The sequence below is a fragment of the Vibrio sp. 10N.222.49.C12 genome (assembly GCF_041475025.1).
In the GTDB taxonomy this organism is placed as follows: Bacteria; Pseudomonadota; Gammaproteobacteria; order Enterobacterales; family Vibrionaceae; genus Vibrio; species Vibrio crassostreae_C.
In genome coordinates this window covers 15,136-39,111 of sequence record NZ_JBFRVF010000022.1, presented here as the reverse complement: position 1 = coordinate 39,111, position 23,976 = coordinate 15,136, and the positions used below count along the sequence as shown (strand labels likewise).

Sequence of the window (23,976 nt, the reverse complement as noted above, 5' to 3'; positions counted from 1 at the left end):
CTTAAGAGAGCAAAAAATGAACCGCAGTTCTGTCGCACATAATTGTCAAACTACACGCCAAAGAGTGGCGTTAGTGTCATTTTTATTTTGCTCTATTGATCGTTTCGAAGCCTCCTATTTTTAGGGGGCTTTTTTTTGTCCGCAATTTGACTGTATGCATAGAAAAAGGAAGACCCGTTATGGCGCATTCGTTATTTAACAAGCACATCATCTCCATTCCAGAGCTCTCTCGTGATGAACTGGAGCTTATCGTCGATACTGCAGCAAGACTCAAAGCAGAGCCAAACCCAGAGCTGCTGAAAAATAAGGTGGTTGCGAGCTGCTTCTTTGAGCCTTCAACTAGAACTCGCCTTTCATTTGAAACCGCAGTTCAACGCCTAGGTGGCACTGTCATCGGTTTTGATAATGGCGGTAACACGTCATTGGCGAAAAAAGGCGAAACACTTGCCGATTCGGTGCAAGTTATCTCTTCTTACGTTGATGCCTTTGTGATGCGTCATCCACAAGAAGGCGCAGCACGTTTAGCCTCTGAGTTCTCTAACGGTGTGCCAATTGTGAATGGTGGCGATGGTGCCAATCAGCACCCAACGCAGACCTTGTTGGATCTATTCTCGATTTACGAAACGCAAGGCACGCTCGACAACCTCAATGTGGCATTCGTTGGTGACCTAAAATATGGCCGCACCGTACACTCATTGACGCAAGCACTATCAAAATTCAATAACGTACGTTTCTTCTTTATTGCGCCAGAAGTGTTAGCGATGCCTGATTACATCTGTGAAGAACTGGAAGAGATGGGTATCCAATACAGCACCCACAGCAGCATTGAAGAAGTGGTGCCTGAGCTGGATGTTCTGTACATGACTCGCGTACAGAAAGAGCGCTTTGATGCATCAGAATACGCGCACATGAAATCGGCTTACATTCTAACAGCTGATACGCTGAAAGATGCACGCCAAAACATGAAAGTGCTTCACCCACTGCCACGTGTCGACGAAATCACAACTGATGTAGATAAAACGCCACACGCTTACTACTTCGAGCAAGCTGAAAATGGTGTGTATGCTCGCGAAGCCCTATTAGCCCTAGTTCTAAACGACACTTTATAAGCAGGAGAAACAGTCATGGTTAAACAAACTCAGCTACAAGTAGAAGCCATTCGTAACGGCAGCGTCATTGACCACATCCCTGCTCACCTTGGGATCAAAATCCTCAAGCTGTTTAAATTGCACAAGACCGAGCAACGCATCACCATGGGATTAAATTTGCCATCATCAGCACTGGGTCATAAAGATCTGATCAAGATTGAGAACATCTTCCTAACCAAAGAACAAGCCAACCAATTGGCTCTGTATGCTCCGCAAGCGACGGTGAATCAAATTGAAGAGTACAAGGTGGTCAACAAGTTAACACTGGTACTGCCAGACCAAATCAATAGTGTGTTCGCTTGCCCAAATAGCAACTGTATTTCGCACGGTGAACCTGTCGAAAGCAGCTTTAAAGTGCAGCTAAAACAGGAAAACGTGCAGCTAAAATGTCACTACTGTGAAAAAGTATTCTCTCGCGAGATCATGAGTGAAATTCGCTAACCCTTAGCGCCATTATCACGGTCTCCAAAGCACCCTAATACCGATGGATATTTATGCCAAACTTGGAATAAATATCCATTTAACAAAAGAATAAAACTCCAAAATAAAAGCAATTAACTAGAATTTTATTTGGTGATCCCCTTCAAAAAGATAACTATCCTTTAGTGGTAGACTCAATGAGTAGACGATCATACATCACGCATACCTTCCCTCTTTATTTCGGGATTCATCGGTAAGCCCTATTTAACAATCGTACTCTACGGCTTTGGGAGTACGCTCGGCGCTATGGACAAGCGATAACCACATGTTGACCTTAAGGAGTTGTTCATGAACCCAATCACTGAGCACGGTTGCTTGTATTCAGCTGAAGATAAAACACTGACTGCAGCGTGCAAACGCTTACTACAACAACAAAGCTTCTCGACCCAAAATCAACTGCGAGAGAAACTCGTCGATATTGGCTATACCGGTATCAGCCAATCGACCGTATCTCGTATTTTGTCACAGCTTGGTGTTGTCAAAATTCAGAATGCTTGCGGTAAAAAGGTTTACTGCATCACGGTTGAAAGTGCACCGGTTCGTGTCGATGCATCCATCTCATCGCAAATCGAATTCATCACTCATAACCAAGCGATGGTCATCGTAAAAACTCATCCAGGTTGTGCACAACTAGTCGCAAGATTAGTTGATATCGACCCACACACTGAGATTATCGGCACCGTTGGCGGCAATGATACTGTGCTCATCATTCCAAAAGATACGATGAATATTGATGCTTGCGAACAAGTCGTAAAAGCACGCTTGGGTGTTGCTTAAATGTCCCTTTTACAAGGGCAAGTCACTCAAGTTGAATTGCAGCTCCCCGCTCGATTACCCAATAAAATCGCTATCCCGCCTTAGGGGATATTTGTTTGCCGATGAAACTAATAGCAAACTATTACGGTCTGATTGAGTTAAGATACCTTCAACTCCATTTTGATGACTAATTAGTATGCGACGACTTGCCACATTACTTTTTGTTTGTGTTTCCCTATTCACCCAGCCTGCGTGGGCGCTATTTGGGAACGACAACGCCGAGCCAAGCTTCGGAGGCAATAACAACGGTTTTGTCCCTGTAGACCAAGCTTTCCCTTTCAATTACTACCAGCAAGACGGCAAGGTCCTTCTCGACTGGCAAGTAAAAGAGGGCTACTACCTCTATCAACATAGCCTCTCGTTCACTGGCCAAAATCTCGCTATCGGCAATGTTGAAATGGAAGATGGCCAACCACACCAAGATGAATTCTTCGGTGAGGTGAGCATTTATACTCAGCCGTTATTCGTGCAAGTTCCACTACAGAGTTACCAAGATGGCTCACAGCTGATCGTTAAGTATCAAGGTTGTGCAGATGCAGGGTTCTGCTACCCACCAGAGACTCGTATCATCGACATTGAACCTTTCACAGCAACAGGTTCTGCTAATTCGCAAGGTAGTGACTCACAAGCTTCATCTTCTGCTGGCAACGAAACCGATGTTTCTACGCAACCAACATCTCCGAAAGCAGACGTTGTAAGTAACACGACTCAACAGCCAAATGCCCCTGTTTCAAAAGAAGCAGGCTTAGCCGATAAGCTCGGTGACAGTTGGTGGACCCCTCTATTATTCTTAGCACTCGGTGTTGGTTTAGCCTTTACGCCGTGTGTGCTGCCTATGTATCCGATTCTAACGGGTATCGTTTTAGGTGGTGGCAAACTCAGCCAAGGTCGCGCGCTGATGCTGTCCTTTATTTACGTGCAAGGCATGGCGTTAACCTACACCTTATTAGGTTTAGTGGTTGCTTCAGCAGGCATGCAGTTCCAAGCCGCTATGCAGCACCCTTACGTGCTGATCGCGCTGAGTGTTCTGTTCGTGGCGTTGGCAATGTCGATGTTTGGCGTTTATAACCTGCAACTGCCAAGCAGCATTCAAACTTGGCTCAACAATCAAAGCAATAAGCAGCAAGGTGGCAATACCTTGGGCGTATTCGCAATGGGCGCTATCTCTGGCTTGGTGTGTTCACCTTGTACCACGGCGCCATTGTCAGGCGCACTGCTGTATGTGGCTCAGAGTGGCGACCTATTTACCGGTGCGATTGCTCTGTATGCATTAGCCATGGGTATGGGTATTCCGCTGATTTTAGTTGCGGTATTTGGTAATAAGCTATTGCCTAAAGCGGGCAGCTGGATGGACAAGGTGAAGATCGTATTCGGCTTTATCTTGCTTGCCGCGCCTATCTTCCTGCTAGAGCGAATCATTCCTGAGTTGTGGGCAACCGTGCTTTGGTCTGGCCTTGGCTTCATCGCCTTTGGTTGGCTTTACCACAGTAAGAATGCACTGCCATTTGGTGGCTGGAAGCAAAGCGCTGTGGGCATCATTGCGATGCTTGGCCTGTTCGCATCAGCTCAACCTGCGCTCAATTACTGGTTTGCAGAAAAGAGCGTGACGGTAGAACAACACATCCAATTTGCACGCATCAACACGGTTGAAGAACTAGAAATCCAGCTCATCGAAGCGAAGAAACTCGGTAAGCCTGTGATGCTCGACTTCTACGCCGATTGGTGTGTGGCGTGTAAAGAGTTCGAGAAGTACACCTTCCATCAAGCTGATGTGGAAAACAAGCTTTCTGACTTTGTACTGCTACAAGCCGATGTAACGAGAAACATGCCTCAAGACATTGAACTGCTTAAACAATTACAGGTACTTGGCTTACCGACGATTGAGTTCTGGGATGGCGAGGGTAACCATGTTCCAAATGCTCGTGTAACCGGTTTTATGCCTGCTGATGTATTCTTAAAACACATGCAAAACCACCAGCTATAACGGCAATATTCACTAAAATATAAGCCGAATCGAAAGCCGCACCGCCCCTCCGTAACGAGATGGCAGTGCGGCTTTTTTGCTATTCAGAGTAACGCTTTCTTATTCCGGGGATAAAAGTCGATATGGTTCAGACTTTTAATGCATAGATATTGTCCACATACTCAATCAGGATGATAATAAATATTAACTAAATTGTTAAAAGTATGAACGTCATGGACTCGACCTATACCATCATCATTGCTGATGACCACCCTCTCTTTCGCAACGCCCTGTTTCAGTCAGTTCATATGGCGATCAGTGGTGCGAACCTGCTTGAGGCCGATTCTCTCGATGCCTTACTGACTCTGCTAAAGAAAGAAGGCGAGCCGGATCTATTACTGCTCGATCTGAAAATGCCGGGCGCCAATGGCATGTCAGGCTTAATTCAACTGCGCGCTGAATACCCAGATCTACCGATTGTGGTGGTTTCTGCCAGTGAAGATGCCAGCGTGGTCACTCAGGTGAAGAGCCACGGTGCGTTTGGCTTTATTCCTAAGTCGAGTGATATGCGTGAGTTGGTGAGTGCACTGAATCAAGTGCTGAATGGCGACCCGTTCTTCCCTGAAGGGCTTATCACCAATAATGCAGCATGTAGCGACCTTGCAGAAAAGATTTCCACACTGACGCCTCAGCAATACAAGGTATTAGGGATGCTTTCTGACGGCTTGCTTAACAAGCAAATCGCGTATGAATTGAATGTTTCGGAAGCGACCATCAAAGCACATATGACGGCCATCTTCCGTAAACTGGATGTGAAAAATCGTACTCAAGCGGTTATCTTGCTACAAGAAGTCCACAATTAAGCTTCACTGATATCCTCTTCTAAAGTCGTCTTAGGTAAACATAAACCCAACCTGACGACTTTATGATCATCTATCTCTGCAACCACCCAAGTGATGTCATGCCACTCAAAGCTATCACCCAATACAGAGTGTGCGCCAAGCTCTTGAGCAACCAATTGTTTTAGTGTCATTTCTCGCTCTTCTTCCGAGCCAAGTTCAATACCATAACAATCACTCACTGCCGCAACTGATAGCTCAACATCCAAGAAGAAGTCACCAAAGAATCGTGCCGCCTCTTCTGCTAGAGGCGCCTCACTGAACAACGAACTTAAGCTGTCCAAATCTTTGTCTTGACCAAGCACACATAAGATATCGTTCGCCTCTAACACGGTGCTGCCTGATGGGTGAAGCAAGGCATCTTGTCGAAACACTGCCGCAATGCGCGTCCCTTCTGGCATAGATAAGCGTTTAAGCGGCTCGCCGACACACCACTTCTCGTCTTTCAATTTGTAAACAAACATCTCCCACTCACTGGTCGGATAAATCTCCATACCGGTACGAGAAATCGGTGTTGGCGTCGGTGGTAAAGTCACTTGAGCGAGTCTTGCAACTTTCATCAAGCTACCGCCTTGAACAATCAGCGAAACCATAACCACGAAGAACGCGATATTGAAATACAGCTGAGCATTGGGCAGGCCTGCCATCATCGGGAATACCGCTAAGATGATTGGTACTGCACCACGCAAACCTACCCAAGAAACAAACCAGCGTTCTTTGGTGGAAAAGCTTCTGAACGGCAGTAAACCCAACCAAACCGACAGCGGACGAGCAAACAAAATCATACCGAAGGCCAGTGCCAGCGCAGGCAGAGCAATGTCCATCAACGTTGATGGCGTCACCAATAAACCCAATACCAAGAACATCACGATCTGGCTTAGCCACGTCATGCCATCAAGAACATTAAGAATAGAGTGTCGCGAGCGCGTCGGACGATTACCAATGAACAAGCCCACTAGGTAAATCGATAAGATGCCGCTGCCGCCAAGCATGTTAGAGAACGCAAACAGCGCCACGCCCCCACTGAGTACCAGAATGGAATAAAGGCCATCAGCCAATTGTACTCGATTGATTAAGCTCCATAGAACCCAGCCGCCGCCAATACCAACAAGAGTACCGATACCAAACTGCATCGCAAAACTTTGCAGTAGGAAGTTCATTCCCATCTCAGCGTCAGGGTTACCTAACAGCGCAATTAAGGTCACCGTCAGGAAGACCGCCATTGGGTCGTTAGTGCCCGATTCGATCTCTAGGGTTGAGCCAACACGCTCATTGAGACTCTGTCCTTTCAGCAAAGAGAATACCGCTGCCGCATCGGTTGAACCAACAATCGCCCCGACCAAGATGCCCTGCATTAATGACAAGTCAAACAGCCAAGCCGCCATTAATCCGGTTAAGGTTGCTGTACATGCGACACCTATCGTCGCCAGCGAGAGCGAAGGCCAGAAAGCGACCTTGAAGCTCGCCACCTTGGTTCGCATACCGCCATCCAACAGAATCACGGCAAGCGCAAGGTTACTCACCAAGTAGGTCAGTGAGTAATCATCGAAATGAATATTACCGGGTCCATCTTCACCCGCTAACATACCAACGAATAAAAAAATCAAAAGAATCGGAACGCCCAATCGTGAGGACACTTGTGAGAAAAGCACACTGATGGCGATGAGCACCGCACCAGTTAAAAATAAGTGGTTGATAGTTATTGCGTCCAATTCGTTCCCCCAAAGAATAAAACTCAAGATATAAGCATGTTGATCTTCTGCCGTTTAGCAAGGCACGGTCGGTGAAAGTGCCGTTGTTACTATAACAAACTTATGTTTCGCTTCGTGTCATAAGCCGGGCTAAATACCGTTTCTCGGTCATTTAGTTGTTAAATTTTATGACTCGCAGTCTAATTCATCCCTTTTTGTTAGACCTTTGGCTAATTTAACAACATTGTAACATCACATTTTTCTATGGTTATGTCTCCTAGCTCCCATATTTCAGTACATTAGCGCTAAAACCATCCCGACTAAAGTTGCACAGATCCCTTGACTTATCCTTGCTACATTCTAAATCGTAACATTACGTTAACACGCTATTTTACAAAACGGTTTCACAAAAACAGTTTCTACGAAAACGGAATAAAGGAGAAGGCAATGGCGTTCGAATCTACGGAACATGCTCAAGCCTACTGGAAGGAAAACTTGGGAATTATGGGAACACTGCTCGCGGTCTGGTTTGCGGTGTCTTACGGCGCTGGCATCTTATTTGTGGATGCCCTCAATACCGTTCAGTTTGGCGGGTTCAAGCTAGGATTTTGGTTCGCTCAGCAAGGTTCGATATACACCTTCGTGGCGCTGATATTTATTTACGTTGTCCGCATGAATGCGCTCGACAAAAAATACAACGTACAGGAAGACTAGAGGCTAGAACATGGATATTCAAACTTGGACGTTTATTCTCGTCGGTATTACTTTCGCGGTATATATCGGCATCGCAATCTGGGCTCGTGCAGGGTCTACTAGTGAGTTCTACGTTGCTGGCGGTGGTGTACACCCAGTAGCAAACGGCATGGCGACCGCCGCTGACTGGATGTCGGCAGCATCATTCATCTCAATGGCAGGTATCATCTCATTCGTTGGTTACGACGGTGCGGTTTACCTAATGGGTTGGACTGGTGGTTATGTACTACTTGCGCTATGTTTAGCACCTTACCTACGTAAGTTCGGTCAGTTTACGGTTCCTGATTTCATCGGTGAGCGTTACTACTCGAAAACGGCACGTATGGTAGCGGTATTCTGTGCAATCTTCGTATCGTTTACGTACGTTGCAGGCCAGATGCGTGGTGTGGGCGTTGTATTCTCTCGTTTCCTAGAAGTTGATATTAACCTAGGCATCATCATTGGTATGGGTATTGTGTTCTTCTACGCAGTACTAGGTGGCATGAAAGGCATCACTTATACGCAGGTAGCTCAATTCTGTGTCCTCATTTTCGCCTTCCTTGTTCCAGCAATCTTTACCTCAATCATGATGACAGGTAACCCACTTCCACAAGTTGGTATGGGCTCTACGCTATCAGGCACAGATGTTTACCTTCTTGATAAACTGGATGGACTGACCGAAGAACTCGGATTTACCGCCTATACCGAAGGTAACAAGAGCATGGTAGATGTATTCTTCATCTGTGCGGCTCTAATGGTAGGTACTGCGGGTCTTCCACACGTAATCATTCGTTTCTTCACGGTACCAAAAGTACGTGATGCTCGTATCTCAGCGGGTTGGGCACTACTGTTCATCTCATTGCTATACACAACAGCACCAGGAGTTGCAGCATTCGCTCGTGTAAACATGATCGAAACAATCAACGGCCCTGACATGCAAGGTGTCGCTGCAGCGGACGCACCAAGCTGGTACAGAAACTGGGAAAGCACTGGCCTAGTAGGTTGGGAAGATAAGAACGGCGATGGCAAAATGTTCTACTCGGGCGATGAGCGCAACGAGATGAAGATTAACCGTGACATCATCGTACTGGCTTCTCCAGAGCTAGCGAAACTACCAAACTGGGTTGTAGCACTGCTTGCAGCCGGTGGCCTAGCAGCCGCACTATCAACAGCCGCGGGTCTACTATTGGTCATCTCAACGTCGATTTCACATGACTTGTTGAAGAAAGGCTTCAGACCAAACATGACCGACAAGCAGGAGCTGTTAGCCGCTCGTCTGGCAGCCATGGTCGCGATTGTCGGTGCCGGTTACTTAGGTATTAACCCACCAGGCTTTGTAGCACAGGTAGTAGCGTTTGCCTTCGGCTTAGCCGCAGCATCCTTCTTCCCAGCGATTATCCTAGGTATCTTCTACAAGAAGATGAACAAGGAAGGCGCAATTGCAGGTATGTTGTCAGGTATTGCCTTCACAGCAAGCTACATCATCTACTTCAAGTTCATTAACCCAGCAGCAAGCACACCTGAAAACTGGTGGTTTGGTATCAGCCCAGAAGGCATCGGTACGCTAGGTATGTGTCTAAACTTCGTAGTATCGATTGCTGTAAACAAAGTAACTGCTGAAGTACCACAAGATGTACAAGATATGGTTGAGAACATCCGTTACCCGAAAGGTGCAGGTGAAGCTCACGACCACTAAGCACGACCATTAAACAAAGATGTTTAGCAAAAAATGAATCAGTACTTACATTGTAGGGATTAGGTACTGACTCCAGAAAGCCGATACTTCGTGTATCGGCTTTTTCTTTTTCTGCTCACTTTATAAAAAGATAAACAAAGGGTTGTTTTTAAAATTTTATTTGATAATAATTATCATTAACATCCAATAAAGAGATGCAGATGATGATGAAAGAGCAGCAGGTTCTCTATTCGAGATTTTACAAAGCACAGGATCGCTTTGCTTCATTAGAACAAGTTCAAGGCCATGAGCCGTTTGTAATTCGAGAGTATATCGAGTGTGCACTGACGCTTTCGGCTTACTATGAAAAGCATGCCGCTCAAGAAAACATCTTGTTGTGCGAGCTGTATCTACGCCAAGTTTTCTTTCATTTGATTGAAGCGATTGAGTCTCCTCAGCGCAGTTTCGCCTTTCGTCATATCTGCCTAGACTCTATTCACTCACCACTATTTTATTTGAAGCGCCACTACTGCCAGCAACCTCAAGGCCAAGCGCGTTTTTTGAATCTCAGCCAAACACTAAAACAAGTCCAAGCCCCACTTGGCTAACAAGGATAGAACATGACCCTACAATTTCGGATTGAAAAAGACAGCATGGGCGAAGTGAAAGTCCCTGCCGATGCGCTATACCAAGCACAAACTCAGCGTGCAGCGGATAACTTCGCGTTTAGCTCTCACAAGATGCCGACCAGTTTTATTCAAGCACTGGCGTTAATTAAACAGGCAGCGGCAGATACCAATGCTCAGTTAGGTCTACTGGAAGGTGATATTGCCAACGCGATAGCCGAAGCCAGCCAAGAGATCATTGAGGGTAAACACCTCGATCAATTCCCTATCGATGTCTACCAAACCGGTTCAGGTACCAGTTCCAACATGAATGCCAATGAAGTGATTGCTACGCTTGCCTCAAGAAGCTTGCAAGGCGACGTGAACCCCAATGATCACGTCAACATGGGCCAAAGCAGTAACGATGTGGTGCCAACCGCAATTCAAGTGAGCGTTGCTTTGATGGCTGAAAATAAGCTATTACCTGCATTAACTCACCTTTCTGAAGCACTCACCATCAAACAACAGGAACTTGCGGAGGTCGTGAAGACCGGCCGCACTCATCTAATGGATGCGATGCCAATGACCTTTGCTCAAGAGCTAGGTGGTTGGAAATTTCAGATAGAACACGCTAAGCAAGCAATAGAGAACACCCTGCCCGCTATCAAGGCTTTAGCACAAGGTGGTACTGCGGTTGGAACAGGGATCAATGCTGACCCACGCTTTGCCGATAAGTTTGCGAGTAACCTGTCTCAATCGACAAAGATCAGTTTTAGCTCGAGTGAAAACTTCTTTTTTAGCCTCAGCAGTCAAGACGCGATCGTTGCGCTGTCAGGTCAGCTCAAAACGGCAGCAGTTGCGATCATGAAGATCTCAAACGATCTTCGCTGGATGAACTCTGGGCCGTTGGCTGGCTTAGGGGAAATTGAATTACAGGCTCTACAACCAGGCTCATCGATCATGCCTGGCAAGGTAAATCCTGTGATTCCAGAAGCTGCAGCTATGGCGGCGGCGCAAGTCATTGGCAACGACACCACCATTACCGTAGCCGGACAATCAGGTAACTTCCAACTTAATGTGATGCTGCCGGTTATTGCTCATAACGTTCTAGAAAGCATAGAACTATTAGCCAACAGCTCAGTCGCACTGGCTGATAAAGCGATAGCTACCTTCACCGTGCGCCAAGACAATCTCGATTTGGCACTGTCAAAGAACCCAATTCTGGTGACAGCGCTCAACCCTGTGATTGGCTACTTGAAGGCGGCTGATATTGCCAAGAAAGCTTACAAAGAAGGCTTACCAATTCTGGATGTCGCAGAAAGAGAAACCGATCTTAGCCGAGAAGAGCTCAGTAAACTGCTTGATCCAACCACACTGACACAAGGTGGCATTGCTGGTTAGTTATTGAATTAACAAGCGAATCGGCGTTCGCAAAAAAAACAGAGACAAAAAAGGCCTCATCTGAGGCCTTTTCACTATCCGCTCACGAACGTACTAATCCGAGCCTGTTAACCCAAACTAGCTCACTCGATTCAAGACCGCTCTTAACTTAAGTGGCTTCACTGGCTTGGCAATAAAGCGAAAGCTGTTGGCCTTTATCGCTGCCAACATGTCATCGGTTCTATCGGCACTAATGATGACCCCTTCAAAAGAGTCTCCGAGGCGCAAGCGACACTGCTGCAGGACTTCGAGACCCGTTCTGCCATTATCTAAACGGTAATCAGAGAAAATCACATCAGGTAGCCAACCCTCATCTAGGCACTGCAAGCTTTCGACCAAATCAACCGCCGTCTTAACCTCACAGCCCCAACGTCCGATCAGGTTTTCCATACCGACTAAGATTTCTCGTTCATTATCGACACACAATATCTTGAGATGTTCGATGTCGCTGGTCGCCATTGGCGTCGAAGCTTGCACAACTGGAGCCACTTTTTCCGCTCTAGCTAAGGTGATGGAAAAGACACTGCCTTGCCCCGGCCATGAGCGCATCGAAATTTGATGGCCAAGCACATGAGCAATACCTTTCGAGATAGCCAGCCCTAACCCCAATCCTTGATCGGCTCGTACTTGGCTGCCACGAGTAAACTCTTCAAAGATTTCTTGTTGCTTGTCTTCATCGATACCGGTTCCATTATCCCACACATCAATTCGAACCTGTCCATTCACTCTTCTCGCACCCAGTACCACTTTCCCTTCCGGGTTATAGCGGAACGCATTGGTCAAAAAGTTCTGAATCACACGCCTCAACAGCTTAGGGTCTGAATGAATGAACAATGACGACGGAATCATCTTAAACTCAATTTTCTGTTGTCTCGCTAGAGCGCTAAATTCCGCGTTCAAATTGGTTAATACGTCATGCACGGCAATCGCGTGAATGTTGGTTTCTAACTTTCCGGACTCCAATCGAGAGATATCTAGCAAGTCACCAATCAAATCTTCTGCGGCGCCAAGTGCACTCTCGATGTGAGATGACAATTGCTTCACCTCTTGCTCTTTTGCCACCTCAGACAGTGACGAAGCAAATAGACGTGCGGCATTGAGCGGCTGCATCAAATCGTGGCTTACCGCGGCTAGAAAACGACTCTTAGATTGTGATTCTTGATCCGAAATCTGCGTGGCTTTTACCAAGCGATGGTTCAGTTTTTCGAGTTCTTGAGTTCGCTCATGCACTCTCGATTCCAAACTTTCGTTGGCATCTTTTAGCGCTTGCTCTGCTTGTCGGAATACCGTGATGTCGGTAAAGCTCATCACAAAGCCACCACTTGGCATCGGGTTACCTTGCACTTCAATCACTCGACCATCAGGACGAATGCGAGAAGAGGTATGTCGAGTGCCTTGTTCAAGGTGATAAACACGGCGGCGAACGTGATCTTCCGGGTCGCCAGGACCACACAAACCTTGCTCAGCATTGTGACGAATCACATCTGAAATGGGTCGACCAACCTGAATCAAGCCAGCAGGGAACTCAAACAGTTCTAAGTAACGTTGATTCCACGCCACCAGCCTCATTTGTTTGTCGATTACTGCAATACCTTGGCCAATATGTTCAATCGCGCCTTGCAGTAAACCACGGCTGAAGTCGTACAGTTCCGAAGCTTCATCCACGATGGTCGCGACTTCTTCAAGCTGCATGTTTCTTCCCTGTAAAGCGGAAGTAAGTACTAACTTAGCAGACGAAGCACCGAATACTCCGGCGAGCACGCGCTCTGCGTGTCGAATCAGACTTGCAGGCGCTTGTTGATTAGGAAGCAGCGGCTGACCGTGTTGTTGCCAATAGCTGTGTAAGGCACTTTTCGCACGTTTGCGACCCACAAAACGCGACGCCAGCATCTCTAATTCAGCGACCGTCACTCGGTTCTGGTAAAGGCTGATATTCTCGTTTTCAGGCAGCGGCGTGCCAACAAATGCTGCTGATTGTAAGCGCTCACTTAGGCTTGGCCTGGTCGACATCGAAACTACGGCATAGCACAAGGTATTAAGTACAATACTCAGCACAATGCCCCAGTTTGAACTGCTGATATTCCAGCTACTGAGCAGTTCTGGCGGCGTGATAATCCACAGTAAAAGGTTACTTTCACTGTCGCCAGCCAACATGCTGGTTTGGCTCATCAAGGTAATCAGCCAAATCAACGAGCCCACCATTAAGCCGACATACACGCCCTTGCGGTTACCCGGGCGCCAGTACAAACCACCAATAAGTGCTGGCGCGAATTGAGCAATCGCAGCAAAGGAAAGAAAGCCAATCGCTGACAGTGAATGGATGGTATCGAGCGCTTGATAAAACAGCCAAGCACCCAGTAACAGCAGTAAAATTAGCCCGCGGCGAATCACCAATAGCAGGCCAGAAAAGTGTCGATGGGTTCTTTGGGTTAGGCGCATACGGCGCAGTAACAGTGGCATCACTAAATCATTCGACACCATGATCGCCAAGGCGATGGTCGACACTATCACCATGCCACTTGCCGCAGACGTACCACCAAGGAAAGCCAGCAAGGCAATGTGATTAGCGCCTTCTGACATTGGCACACTGATCACATAGGTATCCGCTGGCATACCAGTAAGTAGTCCTTGTCCTGCCCAAGCAATTGGCAGCACGAACAGTCCCATCAAAATCAGGTAAAGCGGAAACAACCAGCGAGCGGTATGCAGGTCTTGAGGACGTTCGTTCTCTACCACCATGGTATGGAACTGGCGGGGCAAACAGACAATCGCCAACATGGTTAAAACGGTATGAATAATTAAGGTCGGAATATTGGGTGATTCGTAGGTGGAAGCCGCCACATCAAGCAAGTCGATCTTGTCGCTGCTCATCGCCAGATACATGATGAACAAGCCAACAATCAAGAATGCGGCGAGCTTAACGATGGATTCAAACGCCACCGCCATCATCATGCCACGGTGATGCTCTGTGTTATCAATGTGTCTTGTACCAAACAGCATGGTAAAAATAGCCAAAGCACCGACCACAAACCAAGACACATGATAGTCCTGATAACCGAAGTCAGCCGCTAGGTTGGGCGCAACAATATCCAACCCCATGGTAATACCACGCAGTTGCAGAGCGATATAAGGAAGGATACCGACCACGGCGATAACCGTCACCGCCACAGCTAAGCCCTGAGATTTTCCGTAACGAGCCGCGATAAAGTCGGCAATGGAGGTGATGTGCTCCCGCTTCGCAATCAGGATCAGCCGCGCCAAGATCCGCCAGCCTAGTGTAAAGACCAGAATCGGGGCGAGATAAATGGGTAAAAAAGACCAAGGGTTATTGCTCGCCTGCCCGACAGTTCCATAGAAGGTCCAAGAGGTACAATACACGGCAATCGAAAGGCTATAGATCCACGGACGCCAACGCGATAGCCAACGAACCTGCCTGTCTCCATACCAAGCGATCAGAAATAACACGCCCAAGTAGGCTAAAGAGACTGGAATTACTATCCATCCTTGCATTGAAAACCCTTTTTCATCCATAAAAAAACCTCTCCATAAGGGAGAGGTTTCATTTAACTAAGGATGGTTGATTAACTCAATCGCATCGCTTAAATTCTGTGCTTTAGACTCTAATTATCAGCATTTGCTGTGAGATTCTGACTGTTCCGAATCTGATTGATTAATCTCAACTACTGAACTTCTTTCATCCAACTTAATGAACAGAGCAAGTGCACCCATAGCAGCCATACCCCAGAAGATATTTGCACCCCAAAGCTCATAACCCCAACCACTTAAGGTGGTCATCAGTGCAATAAAGGCACCTAATGGAATCGCGTTATACAGAGCTTGTAGCGCAACCATCTTGTTTTGTTCTTCAGATTGGATGTATTGAATCGCGGCGATGTGTGCCATGGCAAAGGTCACGCCATGCAGTAGCTGCACCATAACCAGTGCGAAAATCGCTGTCGTTGATGCGGTAATACCCCAACGCGCCATCACCCCAATAGCCGCGACGACAAACAAAGTACGCAGTGACCAGCCTGAGAATAATCGCTTACTCAGAGCAAATACGGCCACTTCAGCAACAACACCTAAACTCCACAAGTAACCGATGATAGCTTCTGAGTGACCCGCTTCTTTCCAATAAATCGCACTAAAACTGTAGTAAGCCGCATGACTACCTTGCAGCAGCGCCATCAAGGCTAAAAACTTTACCACTGACGACTCACGCAGCAGTTCACCTAGTTTTGGTCGCGCCGCTTGTTGCTCAGATTGCGTTACTGGCATCACGTTAGGATTTCTCATCGCCAGAATTAATGACAACAACACGCCCGCAAGTGCAGTATACAAAATCATGTCGGTGCCAAATTGTGCCACCAAATAGCCAACAACCGTTGAACCTGCGATAAAGGCAATTGAGCCCCAAAGGCGAGTTCGGCCGTAGTCGAGCATTTTCAAACGACTGTAATGGTTAGCCATCGCATCAGAAAGAGGAATGATCGGCCCACAACAGAGGTTAAACAGTACCGTTGCCAACAACATCAGTATAAAACTGCCACCGGTGAAGAAGTGGAAACCGACAAACAGCAGCGCAGCGAAACTCAAACAGCGTAGCGCTGGCATCAAGTGTTCCACTTTATGGATACGCGGCGTAATCACTAAGTTGGCCACACAACGAGTCGCAAAGCCGATACCAATCAATACGCCAATATCACCAGCAGACACGCCTTGGTCTTCAAACCACAACGCCCAAAATGGCAAATACACGCCATACGCAAAAAAGAAACCAAGAAAATACTGAGAGATCCAGCCATAGGGTGAAGGGCTAAACATAAATGACCTATAAAGTGTACGGAAAAAGGCAGCACCAATTATGCCTATCTCGCATACGATGAAAAAGGGAATTATTACTGGGATAGTATTCCCATATTCAATGGGTCTGGATATCGCATTTCAACAAGAGATTTCACGCTTATCAATACTCATACTCGCATTTAGACTAAAGTCGTCTGGAGCTTCGCTGGTATTTTGTCAGACTGATTAAAGACTCCCATTTCTTCTTGTGATGCTTATGCCTGACAAATTTAATATGCAGCACCCGCCCTTCGATAGCCTGTCCGACGCCGAACAGTTGAAGCTTCGCTCTTCATTAGACGTGGTTTATTACCGCTCTCAAGAAGTGATACTGGAAGCTGAAAGGCCGAGCCGACACCTGCATATTTTGATCAAAGGAGCTGTTGAAGAGCGCGCGAGCAGTGATGGTGAGATTTACGCACACTATGCCAATGACGATATTTTTGATGTCCGCAGCCAGTTTGAACCCCACACCAAACACCAATATATCGCACTCGAAGATACATTAAGTTATCTGCTGCCCACCGATATTTTTCTTGAGCTTTACCACGCCAATGGCCAATTCGCTGCCTACTTTGATAGCAACCTATCAACACGAAAAGCTTTGATAGAAGCCGCCCAGCAGCAACAGAATCTTGCCGAGTTTATATTAACCAAAGTGGATGACTCTATCTATCACCCACCACTGATACTTGAACCAAACCAACCGATCAACCAAGTCACTCAAACCCTTAAAGAACAAGGGTTAGACTCGGCCCTAGTCCATTTGGAACATGATGATCCAAAAGCTTTTGGAACATCATGTTCCTTGTCGTATGGAATCGTCACTCGAACCAATTTATTGCATGCTGTGATGCTCGATAATTTCACACTGGATGCGCCTGTCGGTGAGATCGCAACGTTTCCGGTGATGCACGTGAACCAAGGCGATTTCTTATTTAACGCCATGATTACCATGACCAGAAATCGAGTAAAAAGGTTGATGGTTTGTGATGGTAAAAATGCGGTCGGCATGGTGGATATGACACAGATCCTCAGTGCATTCTCCACACACTCCCACGTTCTTACTTTGCGTATTGCGCGCGCCACCAGCGTTGAAGAATTGGCAATGGCATCCAACAAACAACGTCAACTGGTCGAGAGCTTGCTCAGTAATGGGATTCGCACACGCTTTATCATGGAGCTGATTTCTGCGGTCAACGAACAGATCATAGAGAAGGCTTTTGAGTTGGTGATCCCACCTGCACTGCATAATCATTGCTGCCTAATCGTGTTGGGTTCCGAAGGCCGTGGGGAACAAATTCTCAAAACCGATCAAGACAACGCGCTCATAATTCAAGATGGCTTGGAGTGGCATCAATGCCAAAGTGCCATGAACGACCTCACTCATACCCTTCAACAATTGGGTTACCCACTGTGCCCGGGCAACGTGATGGTCAACAATCCGAAATGGGTGCATTCAGAGCAAGAGTGGAAACAAACCCTTACCCATTGGGTAAAAAAAGCCACGCCAGACACCGTGATGGATATCGCGATCATGGCAGATGCACACGCAGTAGCGGGGAATAGAGAGCTATTAAAACCTGTAAAGCAGCACCTCAGTGATTTGATGCTCGGACAAGAATTGATTCTGACGGAGTTCTGCCGCCCGGCGCTGAACTTCTCGGTTCCCCTGACCCTGTTTGGTAATGTGAAGCAATCTAAGTCCGGACTCGACATCAAACAAGGTGGTATTTTCCCTATCGTGCATGGTGTGAGAGCACTTTGTCTTGAGCATGGTGTCACCGTAAACAACACCTTCGAACGCATTGAGCAACTGGTCAGCAAGAAAGTGCTTGAGCAAAGTACTGCCGATAATCTCAGTGAAGCGCTCAAGCAATTCTTCAAGTGGCGCTTAGCCCAAAGGCTTTCTCAACAGCACAGCAGCAACAAAATTAACGTCAAACTGATGGAACGAGCAGACAGGGATCTGCTTCGTCATAGCCTGCACGTGGTGAAGAAATTCAAGCAATGGCTCGGCTACCACTATCAGATACGGGATTAGGCATTGAACGATGAATAGGTTGGTTCGCTATTACTGGCATCACAAGCTCAAAGGCTCCCTCTATCAGCCTCTGTTTACTGCGCCTATTGATCATGAATATGTATCGCTCGATTGTGAAACCACCAGCCTAGATCCCAATCAGGCAGAATTAGTTACCATTGCCGCGACCAAGATCATCGGTAACCGAATCATTACCAGCCAACCTTTTGAAGTCCGGTTGCGCGCCCCCCAATCGCTCGATTGCAATTCAATAAAAATCCACCGTATCCGTCATCAAGATCTAAAGCACGGCATCGAAGAAAAACAGGCTTTAATCGAGCTACTGAACTTCATTGGAAATCGTCCTTTAGTCGGCTATCACATCCGCTATGATAAAAAAATTCTCGACCGCGCCTGTTTAAAACAGCTTGGATTTCCACTGCCTAACCGATTAGTCGAAGTGAGCCAACTCTATCAAGACAAACTCGAAAGACAGCTGCCCAATGCCTATTTTGATCTCAGTATGGACGCCATCTGTCGCCAACTCGATTTACCTATCCCGGTCAATAAACATGATGCATTACAAGACGCTATCTCCGCTGCGCTGATCTTTGTGCGCCTGAAACATGGTGACCTTCCCCGTTTCAACTCTTCTTATTCTTAATTCAACCACTGGCGCTTCACATAGAGAGCAACATCTCAAAATTGAACTTAACTCGCTATTTTGTAAGTGAAAAGCAGCGTCTCATCCTAAAGTCTAATTGTGGAAATCGCCGTCCTAGCCGAGAGTGATAACACAAAGACGGTTCTGTAATAGACCTAGAAACTGAACACAAAGGAAGTTGCCAGTTCATTAGGAATGTAGGCACAAGGAGAGATGCAATGAGTGAAGCCCACGTTTATCCGGTAAAAGAAAATATTAAATCAACCACACACGCGGATAATGACACTTACCTAGCCATGTACCAGCAATCTGTTTCTGACCCTGAAGGCTTTTGGGGTGAACACGGAAAAATCGTTGATTGGATCAAACCTTTCACACAAGTAAAAAACACCTCTTTCGACCCTGGCCACATTGATATTCGCTGGTTTGAAGATGGCACGCTTAACGTTTCGGCTAACTGTATCGACCGCCACCTTGCTGAGCGCGGTGATGAAGTCGCTATCATCTGGGAAGGCGATGACCCGGCAGATGATAAAACTCTAACTTTTAATGAACTGCATAAAGAAGTGTGCCTGTTTTCGAATGCTCTAAAAGAGCAAGGCGTGCGCAAAGGTGATGTGGTTTGTTTATACATGCCAATGGTGCCAGAAGCGGCAGTAGCCATGCTGGCGTGTACCCGTATCGGTGCGGTTCACACAGTCGTATTTGGTGGTTTCTCACCAGAAGCACTGTCTGGTCGTATTATCGATTCAAATTCTAAAGTCGTTATCACTGCCGATGAAGGCGTGCGTGGCGGCCGTGCTGTTCCACTGAAAAAGAATGTCGATGAAGCACTGACGAACCCTGAAGTGAAAAACATCGAGAAGGTTGTTGTATTCAAACGCACTGGCGGTGATGTGGCATGGCACGAACATCGCGATGTGTGGTGGCACGATGCTATTGCTAATGTATCTGCAGATTGCCCACCAGAAGAGATGAACGCAGAAGATCCACTATTCATCCTTTATACGTCAGGCTCAACAGGTAAACCTAAAGGCGTTATGCACACCACAGGTGGCTACCTTGTTTATGCTGCGATGACCTTCAAATACGTATTCGATTACCAAGAAGGCGAGACTTTCTGGTGTACAGCCGATGTGGGTTGGATTACCGGTCACACATATCTTGTTTACGGACCGCTTGCTAATGGCGCAAAAACGATTCTGTTTGAAGGCGTGCCAAATTACCCGAACACCAGCCGCATGAGCGAAGTGGTCGATAAGCACCAAGTTAATATTCTTTATACGGCGCCAACGGCTATTCGTGCATTGATGGCGAAAGGCAATGAAGCCGTTGAAGGTACTTCTCGTGACAGCCTAAGAATCATGGGCTCAGTGGGTGAACCTATCAACCCAGAGGCGTGGGAGTGGTACTACAAAACAATCGGTAATGAGCAATCTCCAATTGTTGATACATGGTGGCAAACAGAAACGGGCGGTATCTTGATTGCACCGCTACCAGGCGCAACAGACCTGAAACCGGGCTCTGCAACTCGTCCATTCTTCGGTGTGCAACCGGCACTGGTTGATAACATGGGTAACATCATTGAGGGTGCAACAGACGGCAACCTAGTGATTCTTGACTCTTGGCCAGGCCAAATGCGTACCGTTCATGGCGATCATGACCGCTTCGAACAGACTTACTTCTCGACCTTTAAAGGCATGTACTTCACCAGTGACGGCGCTCGTCGTGATGAAGACGGTTACTACTGGATTACGGGGCGTGTCGATGATGTACTTAACGTATCAGGTCACCGTATGGGTACTGCTGAGATTGAATCGGCTCTAGTCGCGTTCGATAAGATTGCAGAAGCCGCGATTGTGGGCATCCCTCATGATATTAAAGGCCAAGCGATTTACGCTTACATCACGCTGAATGATGGTGAGTTCCCAACCGCAGAGCTTCATAAAGAAGTAAAAGACTGGGTACGTAAAGAGATTGGCCCAATTGCAACGCCAGATGTACTGCACTGGACCGACTCTCTACCAAAAACTCGTTCGGGTAAAATCATGCGTCGTATCCTGCGTAAAATCGCGACTGGCGATACAGGTAACCTAGGTGATACCTCGACACTGGCCGACCCAAGTGTGGTTGATAAGCTGATTGCCGAGAAAGCAGAACTGGCATAAGCAACCAGTCACAGCAGCTAATCACTGTTTAAAACAGCACTTTCTAAACCGTCACCTATGTGGCGGTTTTTTTATGGCTGATCTTGATCTCAAATATCCCGCCCCAAATTAAGGCTAAGACGCTTTTTTGTTAAGTTGGTAACAATTCCAAGCTGTATCAATAGGAGATTAGACCAGTAAATTGCTGCGATTTGCGCTGAATTAGCTATAATCTGGTTCTAATTTTTAAATTTGGGTTTTTCTCACTGGAAATTAACCGCAAATTTTCAATAAAATGGCAACATTCACGTTCGTAAACACGATAAAGGAAGATAGCCCCACGATGTCTACAAAGTTTCGCATTCTAGTTTTAAATGGCCCAAACCTTAACCTGTTAGGCCTTAGAGAGCCCGCACACTACGGTTCTCAAACACTTGACCAGATTATTAGCTCACTGACCGAGCAAGCGAAAGCACACGATGTTGAGCTATCTCACTTACAGTCAAATCGTGAGTACGAACTGATTGAAGCTATCCATAGTGCTTATCAAAATGTTGATTTTATTATTATCAACCCAGCAGCCTTTACACATACCAGTGTGGCACTGCGTGATGCACTACTTGGCGTTGCAATACCATTTATTGAGGTTCATCTATCGAATGTTCACGCGCGTGAACCATTCCGTCACCACTCTTACCTATCTGATAAAGCAGAAGGTGTGATTTGTGGCTTAGGTGCCCAAGGTTATCAATTTGCTTTGACCGCTGCGCTCAGCAAGCTCAACTCAAAGTAAACATAAACAACGAACTATTACTAACCTACTCAGTCATAGAGTAAGTTCAATTAACAGATAAAGAGAAAGAAACAATGGATATTCGCAAAATCAAAAAGCTAATCGAATTGGTTGAAGAGTCTGGTATTTCTGAGCTAGAAATCTCTGAAGGTGAAGAGTCAGTACGAATCAGTCGTAACAGCACTGCACCTGTAGCACCTGTTCAATATGCAGCTGCTCCAGCACCTGTAGCGGCAGCAGCTCCTGCGGCGGCACCTGTAGCAGCAGAAGCAGCAGCTCCTGCAGTTCCAGCTGGTCACCAAGTTCTTTCTCCAATGGTTGGTACTTTCTACGGCGCTCCAAGCCCAGACGCAAAACCATTCGTTAAAGTTGGTCAATCTGTAACTGCTGGCGAAACGCTATGTATCGTTGAAGCAATGAAAATGATGAACCAAATCGAAGCTGATAAATCTGGTGTTGTAACAGCTATCCTAGTTGAAGACGGTCAACCAGTAGAATTCGACCAAGCTCTAGTAATTATCGAATAATAGAGAGCACTCATTATGTTAGATAAATTAGTAATCGCGAACCGTGGTGAGATTGCACTACGTATTCTGCGTGCATGTAAAGAGCTTGGCATTAAAACGGTAGCGGTTCACTCAACTGCTGACCGTGATCTTAAGCACGTACTGCTTGCAGACGAAACCATTTGTATCGGTCCAGCTCGTGGTATCGATAGCTACCTAAACATCCCTCGTATCATCAGCGCAGCTGAAGTTACAGGTGCAGTAGCTGTTCACCCTGGCTACGGCTTCCTATCTGAAAATGCAGACTTTGCAGAACAGGTAGAGCGCAGTGGCTTTATCTTCGTTGGCCCTAAAGCTGAAACCATTCGCATGATGGGTGACAAAGTGTCAGCTATCACGTCAATGAAGAAAGCTGGCGTACCTTGTGTACCAGGTTCTGACGGCCCTCTTGACGACGACGAAGCAAAAAACAAAGCGCACGCTAAACGCATTGGCTTCCCAGTTATCATCAAGGCATCTGGCGGCGGCGGCGGTCGTGGTATGCGTGTTGTTCGTTCTGAAGCAGAATTAACAGAAGCTATCGCGATGACTCGTGCTGAAGCAAAAGCATGTTTCAACAACGACATGGTTTACATGGAGAAATTCCTAGAAAACCCACGTCACATTGAAGTACAAGTGCTTGCAGATGGCCAAGGTAATGCTATCCACCTAGGTGAGCGTGACTGTTCAATGCAACGTCGTCACCAGAAAGTTGTGGAAGAAGCGCCAGCTCCAGGTATCACTGAAGAGATGCGTAAGTACATTGGCGAACGTTGTACTCGTGCATGTATTGAGATCGGTTACCGCGGTGCAGGTACATTTGAATTCCTATACGAGAACGGTGAATTCTACTTCATCGAAATGAACACTCGTATCCAGGTTGAACACACGATTACTGAAATGGTAACGGGTATCGACCTAGTGAAAGAACAGCTACGTATTGCAGCTGGTCAGCCTCTATCATTCACTCAGGATGACATTAAGCTGCGTGGCCACTCAATCGAATGTCGTATCAATGCTGAAGATCCAGTTCGTTTCCTACCTTCACCAGGTAAGATTGAACGTTTCCACGCACCAGGCGGCATGGGCGTACGTTGGGAATCTCACATCTACACGGGTTACACAGTGCCACCACACTACGATTCAATGATTGGTAAGCTGATCACTTACGGTGAGAACCGTGATGTTGCTATCGCTCGTATGAAGAACGCATTGGGTGAAATGATTGTTGAAGGTATTAACGTTAATACTGAGCTTCAACTGTCTATTATGAACGACGAAAACTTCCAACACGGTGGTGCAAACATCCACTACCTTGAGAAGAAACTTGGTTTGTCATAATCCGTTCGTTTAAGAACAGTCAAAATGCTCACTGCGGTGAGCATTTTTGTTTTTGAACCGCCGAAAAAATCAATCTTTAATCCCCATTATATTCCGTGGGGTTTTGGTGAATTTGCTCATATTTTCTGCTAGACTCGCCATCCAATTTTTCTCATATAGAAGATGCAGC

18 protein-coding genes are annotated in these 23,976 nt (G+C 46.7%); 15 read left to right on the top strand and 3 right to left on the bottom strand.

Translation table 11 applies throughout. The features are described 5' to 3' along the window. Nucleotides 1–179 precede the first annotated feature (179 nt). The 5 genes from pyrB (at nucleotide 180) to AB4583_RS07520 (ending at nucleotide 5,270) form a co-directional block, all read left to right on the top strand. Nucleotides 180–1,109 (top strand): aspartate carbamoyltransferase, encoded by a 930-nt coding sequence (pyrB, locus tag AB4583_RS07540; protein WP_004729720.1) that lies wholly within the window; start codon nucleotides 180–182, stop codon nucleotides 1,107–1,109. Between the two features lie 15 nt (nucleotides 1,110–1,124). Then, nucleotides 1,125–1,589 (top strand): aspartate carbamoyltransferase regulatory subunit, encoded by a 465-nt coding sequence (pyrI, locus tag AB4583_RS07535; RefSeq protein ID WP_060983419.1) that lies wholly within the window; start codon nucleotides 1,125–1,127, stop codon nucleotides 1,587–1,589. A 327-nt stretch (nucleotides 1,590–1,916) separates the two neighbouring features. Further along, on the top strand, nucleotides 1,917–2,405 hold the full coding sequence (locus tag AB4583_RS07530) for an arginine repressor (protein WP_017063664.1): 489 nt from the start codon (nucleotides 1,917–1,919) through the stop codon (nucleotides 2,403–2,405). Between the two features lie 175 nt (nucleotides 2,406–2,580). Further along, complete coding sequence (locus AB4583_RS07525) at nucleotides 2,581–4,428, top strand: protein-disulfide reductase DsbD (RefSeq protein ID WP_372116945.1); 1,848 nt, start codon at nucleotides 2,581–2,583, stop codon at nucleotides 4,426–4,428. Between the two features lie 212 nt (nucleotides 4,429–4,640). Beyond that, entirely contained in the window at nucleotides 4,641–5,270 is a 630-nt protein-coding gene (locus AB4583_RS07520; protein ID WP_017062717.1) for a response regulator transcription factor, read from the top strand. Here the strand turns inward: AB4583_RS07520 and AB4583_RS07515 are convergent. Then, entirely contained in the window at nucleotides 5,267–7,018 is a 1,752-nt protein-coding gene (locus AB4583_RS07515) for a potassium/proton antiporter (protein WP_372116943.1), read from the bottom strand. The genes AB4583_RS07520 and AB4583_RS07515 overlap by 4 nt on opposite strands. Before the next feature lie 426 nt (nucleotides 7,019–7,444). Here AB4583_RS07515 and AB4583_RS07510 point away from each other — a divergent pair, with 426 nt between their 5' ends. The 4 genes from AB4583_RS07510 to AB4583_RS07495 all read left to right on the top strand — a co-directional run bounded on the left by AB4583_RS07510 (nucleotide 7,445) and on the right by AB4583_RS07495 (nucleotide 11,410). After that, the gene (locus tag AB4583_RS07510) at nucleotides 7,445–7,711 is read left to right on the top strand and encodes a DUF4212 domain-containing protein (protein ID WP_010435433.1); all 267 of its coding nucleotides are present in this window, start codon (nucleotides 7,445–7,447) and stop codon (nucleotides 7,709–7,711) included. 10 nt (nucleotides 7,712–7,721) lie between these two features. Further along, nucleotides 7,722–9,425 (top strand): sodium:solute symporter family protein, encoded by a 1,704-nt coding sequence (locus AB4583_RS07505; RefSeq protein ID WP_102394136.1) that lies wholly within the window; start codon nucleotides 7,722–7,724, stop codon nucleotides 9,423–9,425. 200 nt (nucleotides 9,426–9,625) lie between these two features. Beyond that, nucleotides 9,626–10,012 carry a hypothetical protein gene (locus AB4583_RS07500; protein WP_017068852.1) on the top strand — a complete coding sequence of 129 codons (387 nt, stop codon included), beginning with the start codon at nucleotides 9,626–9,628 and terminating at the stop codon, nucleotides 10,010–10,012. 12 nt (nucleotides 10,013–10,024) lie between these two features. Then, a complete protein-coding gene (locus tag AB4583_RS07495) occupies nucleotides 10,025–11,410 on the top strand; it encodes a lyase family protein (RefSeq protein WP_017062713.1) in 1,386 nt (461 codons plus the stop codon). Nucleotides 11,411–11,527: 117 nt separating this feature from the next. On the opposite strand, the gene AB4583_RS07490 is transcribed toward AB4583_RS07495, so the two are convergent. After that, entirely contained in the window at nucleotides 11,528–14,959 is a 3,432-nt protein-coding gene (locus AB4583_RS07490) for a PAS domain-containing hybrid sensor histidine kinase/response regulator (RefSeq protein ID WP_102398381.1), read from the bottom strand. Between the two features lie 117 nt (nucleotides 14,960–15,076). Beyond that, nucleotides 15,077–16,273, bottom strand: a complete 1,197-nt coding sequence (locus tag AB4583_RS07485; RefSeq protein WP_017062710.1) for a 3-phenylpropionate MFS transporter — start codon at nucleotides 16,271–16,273, stop codon at nucleotides 15,077–15,079. Between the two features lie 232 nt (nucleotides 16,274–16,505). Between AB4583_RS07485 and AB4583_RS07480 the strand changes: the two genes are divergently transcribed. The 6 genes from AB4583_RS07480 (at nucleotide 16,506) to accC (ending at nucleotide 23,807) form a co-directional block, all read left to right on the top strand. Next, the gene (locus tag AB4583_RS07480) at nucleotides 16,506–18,338 is read left to right on the top strand and encodes a DUF294 nucleotidyltransferase-like domain-containing protein (RefSeq protein ID WP_017068856.1); all 1,833 of its coding nucleotides are present in this window, start codon (nucleotides 16,506–16,508) and stop codon (nucleotides 18,336–18,338) included. Nucleotides 18,339–18,348: 10 nt separating this feature from the next. Then, complete coding sequence (locus tag AB4583_RS07475) at nucleotides 18,349–18,981, top strand: 3'-5' exonuclease (protein ID WP_017062708.1); 633 nt, start codon at nucleotides 18,349–18,351, stop codon at nucleotides 18,979–18,981. 218 nt (nucleotides 18,982–19,199) lie between these two features. Continuing rightward, nucleotides 19,200–21,149 (top strand): acetate--CoA ligase, encoded by a 1,950-nt coding sequence (gene acs / locus AB4583_RS07470; protein WP_009844693.1) that lies wholly within the window; start codon nucleotides 19,200–19,202, stop codon nucleotides 21,147–21,149. Nucleotides 21,150–21,471: 322 nt separating this feature from the next. Further along, the gene (aroQ, locus tag AB4583_RS07465; protein WP_010435475.1) at nucleotides 21,472–21,921 is read left to right on the top strand and encodes a type II 3-dehydroquinate dehydratase; all 450 of its coding nucleotides are present in this window, start codon (nucleotides 21,472–21,474) and stop codon (nucleotides 21,919–21,921) included. 74 nt (nucleotides 21,922–21,995) lie between these two features. Further along, complete coding sequence (gene accB, locus AB4583_RS07460) at nucleotides 21,996–22,448, top strand: acetyl-CoA carboxylase biotin carboxyl carrier protein (protein ID WP_017062707.1); 453 nt, start codon at nucleotides 21,996–21,998, stop codon at nucleotides 22,446–22,448. A gap of 15 nt (nucleotides 22,449–22,463) precedes the next feature. After that, complete coding sequence (gene accC, locus AB4583_RS07455) at nucleotides 22,464–23,807, top strand: acetyl-CoA carboxylase biotin carboxylase subunit (RefSeq protein WP_017062706.1); 1,344 nt, start codon at nucleotides 22,464–22,466, stop codon at nucleotides 23,805–23,807. The last annotated feature ends 169 nt before the right edge of the window (nucleotides 23,808–23,976 follow it).